At 60.3% G+C, this 12,003-nt stretch carries 10 protein-coding genes; 5 read left to right on the top strand and 5 right to left on the bottom strand.

All coding sequences use genetic code 11. From position 1 onward, the window contains the following. Positions 1 to 22 precede the first annotated feature (22 nt). The 5 genes from JBE38_RS27250 (at position 23) to codA (ending at position 5,023) form a co-directional block, all read left to right on the top strand. Positions 23 to 1,102, top strand: a complete 1,080-nt coding sequence (locus JBE38_RS27250) for a patatin-like phospholipase family protein (RefSeq protein WP_198763209.1) — start codon at positions 23 to 25, stop codon at positions 1,100 to 1,102. A 76-nt stretch (positions 1,103 to 1,178) separates the two neighbouring features. Further along, positions 1,179 to 1,535 (top strand): 6-carboxytetrahydropterin synthase QueD, encoded by a 357-nt coding sequence (queD, locus tag JBE38_RS27245; protein WP_003190259.1) that lies wholly within the window; start codon positions 1,179 to 1,181, stop codon positions 1,533 to 1,535. A 96-nt stretch (positions 1,536 to 1,631) separates the two neighbouring features. Beyond that, positions 1,632 to 2,255, top strand: coding sequence for an NUDIX hydrolase (locus JBE38_RS27240; protein ID WP_060752416.1), 624 nt, complete (start codon positions 1,632 to 1,634; stop codon positions 2,253 to 2,255). A gap of 176 nt (positions 2,256 to 2,431) precedes the next feature. Then, the gene (codB, locus tag JBE38_RS27235) at positions 2,432 to 3,700 is read left to right on the top strand and encodes a cytosine permease (protein WP_205345575.1); all 1,269 of its coding nucleotides are present in this window, start codon (positions 2,432 to 2,434) and stop codon (positions 3,698 to 3,700) included. Between the two features lie 75 nt (positions 3,701 to 3,775). Further along, positions 3,776 to 5,023 (top strand): cytosine deaminase, encoded by a 1,248-nt coding sequence (codA, locus tag JBE38_RS27230; RefSeq protein ID WP_205345574.1) that lies wholly within the window; start codon positions 3,776 to 3,778, stop codon positions 5,021 to 5,023. On the opposite strand, the gene JBE38_RS27225 is transcribed toward codA, so the two are convergent. From JBE38_RS27225 to JBE38_RS27205, 5 genes are all read right to left on the bottom strand, one after another. Next, on the bottom strand, positions 5,020 to 7,164 hold the full coding sequence (locus JBE38_RS27225) for a lipase family protein (RefSeq protein WP_090372134.1): 2,145 nt from the start codon (positions 7,162 to 7,164) through the stop codon (positions 5,020 to 5,022). The two genes, codA and JBE38_RS27225, sit on opposite strands and share 4 nt — an antisense overlap. Further along, positions 7,164 to 7,958, bottom strand: coding sequence for a hypothetical protein (locus JBE38_RS27220; protein ID WP_205345573.1), 795 nt, complete (start codon positions 7,956 to 7,958; stop codon positions 7,164 to 7,166). Before JBE38_RS27220 ends, JBE38_RS27225 begins: the two co-directional genes overlap by 1 nt. Next, on the bottom strand, positions 7,951 to 8,787 hold the full coding sequence (locus JBE38_RS27215) for a DUF4123 domain-containing protein (RefSeq protein WP_205345572.1): 837 nt from the start codon (positions 8,785 to 8,787) through the stop codon (positions 7,951 to 7,953). The genes JBE38_RS27220 and JBE38_RS27215 overlap by 8 nt, the downstream gene beginning before the upstream one ends. Continuing rightward, complete coding sequence (gene tssI / locus JBE38_RS27210) at positions 8,787 to 10,673, bottom strand: type VI secretion system tip protein TssI/VgrG (protein ID WP_205345571.1); 1,887 nt, start codon at positions 10,671 to 10,673, stop codon at positions 8,787 to 8,789. Before tssI ends, JBE38_RS27215 begins: the two co-directional genes overlap by 1 nt. 307 nt (positions 10,674 to 10,980) lie before the next feature. Continuing rightward, the gene (locus tag JBE38_RS27205; RefSeq protein WP_205345570.1) at positions 10,981 to 11,967 is read right to left on the bottom strand and encodes a diaminopimelate epimerase; all 987 of its coding nucleotides are present in this window, start codon (positions 11,965 to 11,967) and stop codon (positions 10,981 to 10,983) included. Positions 11,968 to 12,003 lie beyond the last annotated feature (36 nt).

Below are 12,003 nucleotides of genomic sequence, written 5' to 3'. Positions count from 1 at the left end.
GCTCGCTTCAAAAGAGACCGGTATGACAGCCATCCACATCAAGTTTCCCGCCTTGACCCTCAAGGCCGGCCAGCGCGCCCTGGCGCGTATTCGCGAACAGGGCCTCAAGCCCGCCGATGTCGGCATCCTACCCGGTGCGGCCGGTGGCCCCAAGGCCTTGGGGATTCAGGGCCTGGACCTGGCGCTGTTCGGCGACTGGCTGCCTCGCGCGCCCCGTGAGCGCGCGCTGATCGGCGCCTCCATCGGTTCCTGGCGATTTGCCAGTGCCTGCCTGCCCGACCCGGTACAAGGCCTGCTCGACCTCGGTCGCCTGTACAACGAACAGAGCTTCGCTAAAGGCGTGACCATGGCCGAGGTCACCCAAAGCTGCCGGCGCATGCTCGATGACTTGCTGGCCGGCCGTGATGCACAGGTGCTGGCCACTCCCCACTATCGCCTGAACATCATGGTGGTCAAGAGCCATGGCCTGCTCGCCGATGACCATCGCGGGCGCCTGGGCCTGGGTCTGACTTCGGTGATTGCCGATAACTTGCGCGGTCGTGCACGGTTATCGCGGCATTTTGAACGGTTGATCATCCACGACCCACGCCAGGCGCCACCGTTGCATCCGTTGACGGATTTCCCATCGCGTTTCCTGCAACTGGAGCTGGGCAACCTGCGCCAGGCCTTGCTGGCCTCAGGCTCCATTCCCATGGTGATGCAAGGCATACGCGACCTGCCCGGCGCCGGCCACGGCACCTACCGCGACGGCGGCTTGCTGGACTACCACCTCGACCTGCCCTACCACGGCGACGACATCGTGCTGTATCCGCACTTTACCGACCGGGTCATCCCTGGCTGGTTTGACAAGGGCCTGCCGTGGCGGCGCAGCAATCAGCAGGGTTTGCAGGATGTGTTGCTGCTGGCACCGTCCAAGGACTACCTGGCCCGCCTGCCCCACGGCAAGCTGCCGGACCGCAGCGACTTCAAGCGCTTCATGGGCGATGACCCGAGCCGCAACAAGTATTGGCAAACGGCAATGAGCGAAAGCCGGCGGTTGGGCGATGAGTTCCTGGAACTGGTCGATAAGGGCGGCCTGGGCGAACGCTTGCAGGCGCTTTGACCGAGCGGTATGCGCGGCGAGGGATCAAACTGTTAAACTCGCCGCCTGCCAGATACCTGACCGAGCTGAAAACACTGTGGAAATCTTCAAGGAATTTACTTTCGAATCCGCCCACCGCCTGCCCCACGTACCGGAAGGCCATAAATGCGGGCGCCTGCATGGGCATTCGTTCAAGGTGGCCATCCACCTGAGCGGCGACCTCGACCCTCATACCGGCTGGATTCGCGATTTTTCGGAGATCAAGGCGATTTTCAAGCCGCTCTACGAACGTCTCGATCATAACTACCTCAATGACATTCCCGGCCTGGAAAACCCCACCAGTGAAGTGCTGGCCAAGTGGATCTGGAACGAGTTGAAACCGCTATTGCCGGAACTCAGCGCGATCCGCATCCACGAGACGTGCACCAGCGGCTGCATCTATCGCGGCGAATAGACCGGCGATGTAAAGAAACCACCCTTGCGGTGGTTTTTTTATACCCCGCGTAGCACCCTTCAACCGGCAAGCCCTGTGCAGAACAAAGGAGACCCCATGGAAAACACTTGGCTGGCCCAGGCCAAACGCTTGCAAGCGTTGGCGTCCACCGGGCTGCATTTTTGCACCGACGACTTCGAGCGTGAGCGCCTGGAGGAAATCGCCGAGATTGCCCACAGCATGCTCGCGCAATTGGGCAGTGTGCCGCTGGAACGCATCACTGGGCTGGTGCCGGACTTTGCGAAGCGCTACTCCACGCCGATGATCGATGTGCGGGGTGCGGTGATCGAGGGCGAACGGATTCTGCTGGTGAAAGAGCTGACCGATGGCTGTTGGGCGCTGCCTGGGGGTTATGCCGATATCGGCTTGTCGGCGGCCGAGAATATCGTCAAGGAAATTCGCGAAGAGGCCGGTCTGAGCGTCACCGCACGGGCCCTGTACAGCGTCACCCACAAGGCCAAGGGTTTGTATCGACCGGATGTGCGGGACTTCTACAAGCTGTATTTCCTTTGCGAACGGGTGGATCAGCTCGCGCCCGCGGCGGGGTTCGAAACCACGGACGTGGGCTTTTTCAGCCTGGATGACCTGCCGCCCCTGTCCCGTGGGCGCACCATCGAAAGTGATCTTGAGGCGGCTTTTGCGTTTCATCGTGGCGAGACCACACACACGCTGTTCGACTGATCCAATTTGTATCATCGCTGCACTGCTTTCGTGCCCGACAAGGCACCGCACGCCCCTCCCAGTGTTTTGCGGCTATTTGACGACACAGACCGTTTGCGGTCGTGCGCCGGTCACCACTACTGATTTGGCACGCACGGTGCAACAGACCTGCGTCATTCATTCAGGGAGCAAGGCACATGACGCAGCAAGAACCGGGCAACGATTACCCCCTCAGCGAAGTCCCCTTGCATGCGCGCAAGGGCCTGGCTTCCACCGCCATGGTGCTGCTGGGCTTTACCTTTTTTACTGCAACCATGTTCGCCGGCGGCAAGCTGGGCGTGGCGTTCAGCTTTATCGACATGCTCGGCGTCGTGGTATTGGGTAACTTGCTGTTGGGCATTTACGCTGCGGGGCTGGGTTACATCGCCTTCAAGAGTGGCCTGAATTCGGTACTGATGGGGCGCTTCTGCTTCGGCGAAGTGGGCAGCAAACTCAGCGACCTGATCCTCGGTTTTACCCAGATCGGCTGGTACGCCTGGGGGACAGCCACCGCCGCCGTGGTGCTGGGCAAATATCTCGAGTTGAGCCAAGGCAGCGTATTGGCCTTGATGGTGTTGTTCGGCCTGGTATTTTGTGCCACCGCCTATGTGGGTTATCGCGGGTTGGAGATTCTGTCCTACATCGCGGTGCCGGCCATGGGCATTCTGTTGTTTCTATCCATGTGGGTCGCCACCGTGAAAGTGGGTGGTTTGAATGGCCTGCTGGCGGTGGTGCCGACCGCACAACTGGACCTGTCCACGGCCGTCACCCTGGTGTTCGGCACCTTTGTCAGCGGCGCAACCCAGGCCACCAACTGGACCCGGTTCTCGCGTTCGGCCAAGGTTGCAGTGCTGGCCAGCCTGATCGGATTCTTTATCGGGAATGGCTTGATGGTGTTGATCGGCGCTTACGGCGCCATCGTTTATCAACAGCCCGATGTGGTGGAAGTGCTGCTGTTGCAAGGTTTCGCCATGGCCGCGATGGCAATGTTGCTGCTCAATATCTGGAGCACCCAGGACAACACCATCTACAACTTTGCCGTGGCCGGTTGCAACTTGCTGCGCACCCGGCGTCGCAAGACCGTCACCCTTGCAGGCGCGGTGATCGGCACCCTGCTGGCGTTGCTCGGCATGTACGACATGCTGGTGCCTTACCTGATCCTGCTGGGCACGGTGATACCGCCGATTGGCGGGGTGATCATGGCGGACTTCTTTTACCGTTATCGCGGGCAATACCCGCGCCTGGCCGAGGTACAGCTGCCGGCTTTCAACTGGCCGGGCTTGATCGCCTATGCCGTCGGTACCGTACTGGCATTCAACTCCCCCTGGGTCGCGCCACTGGTGGGCATCGTCGCGGCATCGCTGACTTACATCGCGCTCACTGCCGCACTGCGCGCGCGGGCACCCTTGGCAGACGCCCCGGCATGAATCCGGCCGGGAATGCTAACCTTGAGCCGCCCAGCGCTGTCTGCCTGATTGTTTTTAGCCAAGAGGAACTTGCCCATGCATATCATCAATGCCCGCCTGCGCAACCGTGAAGGCCTGCACGATCTGCACCTGGAACACGGCCGGATCGCCAGCATCACCGCGCAAACGGCGGCGCCGATTTTATCGCCCGGCGACTTGGATGCCGCCGGTAACCTGGTGACCCCCCCATTCGTCGAACCGCACATTCATCTGGACGCAACCCTTACCGCCGGCGAGCCGCGCTGGAACATGAGCGGTACCTTGTTCGAAGGTATCGAGTGCTGGGGTGAACGCAAAGCTACCATCACTCGGGAAGACACCAAGGCCCGCGCCACAAAAACCATCGAGGCCCTCGCAGCCCATGGCATTCAGCATGTGCGCACGCACGTCGATGTCACCGACCCCGACCTCACCGCGTTGAAAGCCATGCTGGAGGTGCGCGAAGCAACCACGCACCTGATTGATCTGCAGATCGTCGCGTTTCCCCAGGAAGGCATCGAGTCGTTCCGCAATGGCCGGGCCTTGATGGAGGAAGCTATTCGCCTGGGCGCCGATGTCATCGGTGGCATCCCCCACTTTGAATACACTCGCGACCAAGGCGTCAGTTCGGTGAAGTTCCTCATGGACCTGGCCGAACGCACCGGTTGCCTGGTGGACGTACACTGCGACGAAACCGACGACCCGCATTCACGCTTCCTCGAAGTACTCGCCGAAGAAGCTCGCAGCCGCGACATGGGCGCCCGCGTCACCGCCAGCCACACCACGGCCATGAGCTCCTACGACAACGCTTACTGCGCCAAACTGTTTCGCCTGCTGGGACACTCCGGTATCAGCTTTGTGTCGTGCCCGACCGAAAGTATCCACCTGCAGGGCCGCTTCGACAGTTTTCCGAAACGGCGCGGCGTCACTCGCGTCAACGAATTGCTCGAAGCCGGTATGAACGTCTGTTTTGGCCAAGACTCCATCGTCGACCCCTGGTACCCATTGGGTAATGGCAACATCCTGCGTGTACTCGAAGCCGGTTTGCACATCTGCCATATGCTCGGTTACCGCAACCTGCAATCGGCCCTCGACCTGGTGACCGACAACAGCGCCAAGGCCATGGCCCTCGGGGACCGCTACGGGCTGGAGCCCGGTCGACCGGCGAATCTGTTGATCCTCTCGGCCAACAGTGACTATGAGGTGATCCGCAGTCAGGGCCTGCCGTTGTATTCGATCCGCAACGGTAAAGTGCTGATGAAGCGGCAACCGGCACAGGTGGAGTTTGCGCACACGCCAGGCTAGACGATCGAGTCGATGTCCAGTATTTGCGCCCTCACCCGATCATTGAGCGTCGGTGGCGGAATACTGGCGAGCTGGGCCACTTCCTGGTTTTCCCGATGGGTGAACCAGCGCTTGAGACTGGGTTGCAGGTTAGCGCCATACGCCTGGCTGCCGTAGACATCACGCGCCTCAAGGCGGCGCCAGCGCAGGGTTGCCAGGCGCTCGCGGCTGGTATGCAAACGGTCGATCTCGGCATTCAAGGCATCGTTGCGTTCATAGTCGCGATCATTGGCGGGGCGCCGTCGGGCAAGCTCGCGTCGCTTGGCGCGCAGTTGCTCGCGCATGTCTTCGAAGGCGCGATCCAGCAGCTCGAACTCCCTCTGCGTAACCAGAGGGCCCTGGCTATCCAGTGTCTGCTGCCAGCGCCGCAAGGTGGCCCATGCCGCCGGGATGTAGCTGGCGGTCATGAAGTGCTGATGCGCCTGGAACAGCTGCTTGAGCAGGTTGTCGCGCTGCGGCATGTCGCCATGCAATTGCAACGCACGATTGCAGCCTGCTTCCTGGAGCGACTCACAACCTGGCTTCCATAGCACCGAGGAATGCCTGCCGTCCGGGAGTTTGATCGGCATGAAGTGTTGCTGTTCGCCGTGATGCCGGTAAGGGTTGCCCCCCACCCGCACCAGCCCGGCAGCGAAGAGCAGGCCCCCATGCGCAGGCGCGCTGAACAAGGTTATGGCGCCCGGAATCCAGAGTTTGGCGGTGGTGTTCATCCAGGTGGCCGGAACACTGGGAACGGGGTCGTTGTGGTTGACGATACGGTGGTGGACCAAGGCTGAAGCGCCGTCGACGAACTCGCTGTCGGCCGCTCGGGGGGCGCCGTAGGTGTAGAGGAGGATGTTGTAGCTGGGATTAGGTACACGACGCAGCCCCTCTGCCAACAACAAGGCAATCGCGCCGCCCAGGCTGTGTCCGCAAATGACTATTCGTTGGCCTTCATAAAACTGGCTGAGGTAGCGCAGCACGAAGTTTCGCATGGCCCTGTAAGCCTCATAAAACCCCAGATGCACCTTGCCGCCCCCTTCGGCGAAGGCCACCTGATGGGCGTTCGCGTCGCGCAGGGCATCGGCGGCGCTGACGGTACCGCGCACAGAGATCAGGACGACTTCATCGTGATGGCAGATAAACGCCTGAGTGTCGGTACCAAATTTTTCATCGTCGAAAAAGTGCAGGTTCGAGGGATGCTCCTGCTCCTCTTCGCGAGCCGGATGATTTTGCGGATACAGCTCGGGATCGAAGGGCAGGATCTCGAAACGCCGGGAGTAAGGAACGTCTTCATATACGGGAAAAAAGCGTTGGGTTTGCTCGAGATCCACTCGCCAGGCTTCGTGGTACCCCGATAACGTTTCGGCAAACAGATTGCCAACGGTAGGGTTGAACGGGAACGTCACTTTGTCGATAGGTTTCTTCGGCGGTTGCTGACCAAAATCGCAGTAGCTCAAGGCGGACATCAGCGCCAATTGGTACAAGTTCAAGGCACAGAAATGATCTGCGGTGGAAAGCATCGGCCGTAGCGCACGCAAGGGCCGTACTTCCAACACACTGAACTGATTGGGAAACAAGACCACTCCCGAGGACAGAGGCGGGCCGAATCCAAGGTCGTTCACCATTTTCAACGCATGCCGATGAGGGCTGAACATCGCAGGAGCGATCGACGGCAAGTGCGCGACATGGTTGACCAGATCGCTGACTTCAACATGATAAAACCGGTCTGCCCGCTGCATGGCGGGATTCCCCTGAATACGCTGCCCCTTTGCATCAGAAAACCGTGTTTGTTCGGCGCGGACTTGAATCTCGGTAATCGGCAGCTTGTACGTCAGGCGTGCACTCAATCGGTAATACGGCTCTTGTGCCCCGGCATACGGGTCATCGAACTTGAGAACGACAGGACCGCGGTAAACCCCCTGTATATTTGCGAACCCCTCTCCATTCAATTTACCGTTGTACTCGCACCCCATACTGTCGTGAACCGTATAGGCAAGCCCGCCGTACGCCGTCCCACTCCCCGTTTCATCCACCAGGCAAAAGCTCACCCAGTGCCCTTTCATTGCACATGCCGGCATCTTGCCGCTGAAAAACGCCTGCTTCCATGCATCCTGTTTCATCAATTCGCTCCTTGTGGATTGCATGTCGGGTAGACGTCACAGATACGCCCATCCGGCATCTTTACAGGCTTGAACTCCGAGTCATTGCCGGTGCAGTACGCGGCCATATCCTCAAAGCTTTTACCTCGGCAGCGCTTCCACCCTCCCGGTACGGCTATCCATCTGTGATCAAAAGCAGGTAACTCTTCATCAAGAACCTTCAATACCATTCTTAACTTTTTCCCTCGCAACTGATCTCGTTGGGCAACGCCGCCAGCCTGCATCTTTTGCGGCTGACCGGCTGCATCCAACGAATGGCATTGCAGAATCTTGATGATCGCGTGCATAGGTCCTATCGTGCGGAAATACCAGCGGCATTGCCCTTTCAACTCCTGAACACCGTCCTCGGGCATTCCAGGTAGATCACCCGCCAAACGGTCTCGGATGCCAATACCGGCAAGATCCCCTCCCACATCCCAATCCTGCTTTCCCCATTTCGCATAAACATCAAATTGCACACTGCTTATTACCGACGGACACCCCTCAATGGTTTCGCTGAGTGGCAATTCATAGCTCACCCGATTGGCCACGGGATTGAACTCGGTAAAAAACACCTTGCGCTCTGGCCTTTTGCCTCGGCGCATCGGCAGGGAACAGGCTGCGCCGGTGGCGGGACGATAATTGGCAGCCGTCTTGAGTTCAAAATCCGCCGGCAGATCCACCTCCAGCGTAAAGCTGTCCGCGCTTTTCCCCGCGCACCCCGATAACGCCACCACCCCCAGCACAATCACCACGTTTTTCATCCAGCTAGACATGCTCCGCCCCTTCCCTTCGCCACTGTTCCACCAACCGTTCGTAATGTTGCGCCGGGGCCTCGCCTTGCATCGGCTGCCACCGGATCACACTGCTTCGTGTGGCCTCCTCCAGCCGTCGCACCACCAGGAATTCCAGCTGTTGCGGGCCGCACCATTGCCAGGCATGGGCCTGCTCCAACACTTGGCTCAGCCAGATCCTCGGGTCTTGAAACTCCACCAGCGTCACCAGGTCCTCACTGTGCTCCGCCAGCAGGTAGCGCAGGATATTGGCGTGCAGGATGGCCGCAGCCTGGGGGTTGGGGACCTGCGACCAGGGTGTGGGATCCGGTACCGAGTATTCACCCGGTGCCGGGTTGTCGCAGCAGCACCATCGCTCGTCATGCCAGTAGCACACGCTGGCCAGTGGCCCCAGGTACACCGGCCACTGTTCGGCAGGCAGGTAGGCCAAGGCGCGCGCCAGGGTGCGGTTGTCTTGAAACCGGTAGAGGGCCTGGCGCCCCGGTGCGCCGACCAGCATCCGCTCGCGCCAATGCCGGGTCACGTCGGTCAGATCGTCGTTGAGCAAGCTGCCCAGCCACCCGCAGTTCGTTTCGGGCTGTTGCAGCAAGCGGGTCAAGGCCGGTTCTCCCACCTGCTCCAGCAACAGGATCACCGGGCCGGTATGCGCCAACTCCGCTAACACTGTCTGGCTATAGAGGGTGCAATATCGCGAGGTGTCGCGAGCCGCCGACAGTGCCTGGCATGCTTCTGCGCCCCCATCGATAATCAAGCACAAATGGCGTCCCGCCTGTTGCTGTCGGGCCATCCATGGATAAGGCATGCCTTGCATCACGCAGCCCTCCCGCTGAGATCGCACAGGCCTTCACCACAGCGCTCGCAGACGGGGCAATAGTCCGCGCCCAGTTGCCGGGCCATGTCCATGAGGGTGCCTTGAACGGCAGACAGGCTCGGCCGATCATCCGAAGGTAAAGTGCCGGCCATCGCCGCCCCTGCGACAGTGATGGGCCGGCTGCTGAAAATGCCGCCCGCTTGAATCACGAGGTGTTCACCCCCGGCCTTGAAACTCAACTGCGCCCCCCCGTCGATCACCAGGCTGGCACCCGCCGTCAGGTGAACCTGTTGCCCGGCTCCGATCACCAGGGTCTGACCGACATGCATGTAACTGTCGCCTTGTACCTCCAGGCGGCTGTCATGCCCCACTTGCTGCTCCAGGTCACGCTGGGCGCGCAGATAGACAAGTTCTGCACCCTGGCGGTCTTCGAGGTGCAATTCATTGCTGCCCGTGCCTCCCAGGGTGCTGCGGCTGCGCAATACGCTGCGTGTCTTGTGCTGCGGCAAGGGGTAGGACGGCAGGAGCGAAGCATTGGGCAGGCAACCATTGATCAACGGCCGGTCCGGGTCGCCCTCCAAAAAGCTCACCAGCACCTCCATACCGACTCTGGGAATCATCGTTGCGCCGAACCCGTCACCAGCCCAACCGGACGCCACGCGCACCCAGCAGCTGCTTGTGTCATCCGTCGGGTCCCGACGGTCCCAATGAAAACGTACCTTCACTCGGCCATAGGCATCGCAATGCACATCCTCCCCGGCCGGCCCGGTGACAGTGGCCGTCTGACTGCCATTGATGGTTGGCTTGGGGTGTTTCAGCGGTGGCCTGTGCACCGCACGCCAAGGTGTTGCGGTGAAACTGTTGCGATAACCCTGGAAGGTATTCGCCTCACCTCCCGCCTCTTCCAGCACCTGTGGCTGGTAGCCTTCATGACGCGCTGAGGTGATCAACCACAGGTCGTTACAGGCGGGATCGGGATGTTCCTGCAGTTCGAGAAAATGGCCGCTGCGCAGCAGCGGTTGGTCGCTCGTGCCCGAGGCCCGACAGCGATCGGCCAGATGACGCTCAAGACCGCGACAGGCCAACTGCCTGCCGCGTACAGGACCGGAAAAACCCCCAGGGTAGTTGTAGTCTTCAAGAGGAGACGGTGTCGCAGAGCCGGCCACACCTTGCAACAGCAAGGACGGATGTTCGAAATCGTGATCACGGCACACCGTTTTTCGGCTGCGGGTTTCCAGGCGCACATCGAAACGCTGGATACCCGCCGCTTCCGCCAGCGGATCGTTGGCCGAGTGATATCGCTGCACGGGCAAGCGCTGGAACACCGTCTGGTCATCACCAAACACCAGCAGATGATTGTTCGCGCTGTGGCGGAAGTGGTAGTGAATCCCCTCCTCTTCGCACAACCGCTGGATGAAGTGCAGGTCGGTCTCCGCGTACTGCACACAAAAAACGCGCGGCGGATAAACCACGGGGCCCAGTTCGAACACGTACGCATCGGCCAGGATGCCGTGTTGCTCAAGCACGGCCGCGATGATCTGCGGCACGCTGCGCTGCTGGAAAACCCGCTGATCACGGCGGTGGGCGAGACTCGCCAGGCGCGGCGCCAGCGTCAGATGATAACGGGTGAGCCGGACACCGGGGTCGCCACGCCCTACCGCGTAGACTTGACCGTGCAGACCTTGATCCACTTCCCCCAGATGCAGGTACGCCGGTTGGTGGAGCAGTGCTTCCAGATCCACACAGGGGTTTTCGCTGACCAACTGCATATGAATGAAATACGGTTGGTCAATAAACTCGCAGCCGTTGAAGGCAAGCACCTGAAAGTCGGAAGTCACTTCCGGAATAATCAATTTGAAACGTGACGAAACAAACGCGTCAACCATCCGTTGTTACCCGTCGCTGATAAACCCACTCGCTGATTTAAAGCTCTCCCCGGAAAGTACTGATTGCCAGCCGAGAAAAAGCGCCTGAACGCCTTGAAGCTTAGCGATTTCAGGGAAAATTCGGCTCTTCAAAAATAAAAAAGAAGTTTCGTACGTCAGAAATGGAAATGACTTTTACAAAACAATTAATACAACCAATAAGCACGCCTTATAAAACAAGAAAGTTCTTACATCTAAACTTACCAATACAACTAATCAATTACGAAACAGCAGACAACACTCCAAGCTATCTACTGTTACTCCCTGCTTACCGCTGCCGGTGTGCGGCCCCGAACAGACTGACGCTCACCAGTGTTTGCGCCTCTGCGTGCAAACGGACAGGCGCTGTGCCACCCGGCATCACCACGGCCACTTCAGCGGCGTCAATCCAACCTGCGCGCCACGCTGCGCAGGCCACCGCGCTGGCGCTGGTCCCCGAAGACGCCGTTGGCCCCTCGCCCCGCTCGAACACCCGTGCGATTACCCGGTTGCCCGAGGCTCGCGCAGCCCATTGCAGGTTGACGCCAGCCACGCAGGGTTGGCCCTTGCCGACGGGCGGCGCGAAGGCTATCGCTTGCAAGCGCTCAAACAGTACGGGTTGGTGCATCGCGGGGTTTTCCGGCAAAGCCGAGACCTGCTCCACCAAGGTCACGCAATGGGGGTTGCCCACTCGCACAAACTGGCTGCATGCCCATTGCGGGTCGATGGTGGCCAAGGCCGCTACGCGACTGAACTCACGGTGCCGCACCGAGACAGCTTGAATGTCGTTGGCGCCGACCGCCGCAGGTCCGAACGCAGGCTGCCCCAGGGCCAGCCAAAAGCCCTCGACCTGTTCGTAGATCGCCGGCTCGACAGCAGTGGTCACGGGGGACGCGGCAGCCGGCTGATCGTGATGCACCCGCAGTTCACACGCTTGAGCCATCAGGCCCTGGTCGGTCAGCGCCTGGGCAAAAATGGTCAGCCCATTGCCACTGCGCTCCGCGAGTGTGCCGTCAGTGTTGACGATCAACAGGTCAAACGGTGGCGCAGCCTGAAACGGTCCGACCAGCAAACCATCGCAGCGATGCGCTTTGGCACCCGCCGGACGCGGCGTCGTCCCCCAGCCACATTCAGATGCGATGGCCGACGCGGCCCATGCCAGCCGGGTGTTCGCCGCCAACTCGGCGCTGCCTGGCACGTCGATGCCCTGGCTGCGCAAGTCAGCCGGGCTGACCACCCCATAGATATTGCCGCGTGCGTCGTAGAACTGGGTCATGAGGCGAGCTGCCTGGAAGTTTTCATCGGTTCGTCC

Origin of the sequence: Pseudomonas sp. ICBG1301 (assembly GCF_016918385.1) — a bacterium.
GTDB lineage: Bacteria > Pseudomonadota > Gammaproteobacteria > Pseudomonadales > Pseudomonadaceae > Aquipseudomonas > Aquipseudomonas palleroniana.
The sequence above is the reverse complement of the archived record's forward strand: the minus strand, read 5'-3'. Positions and strand labels throughout refer to the sequence as shown.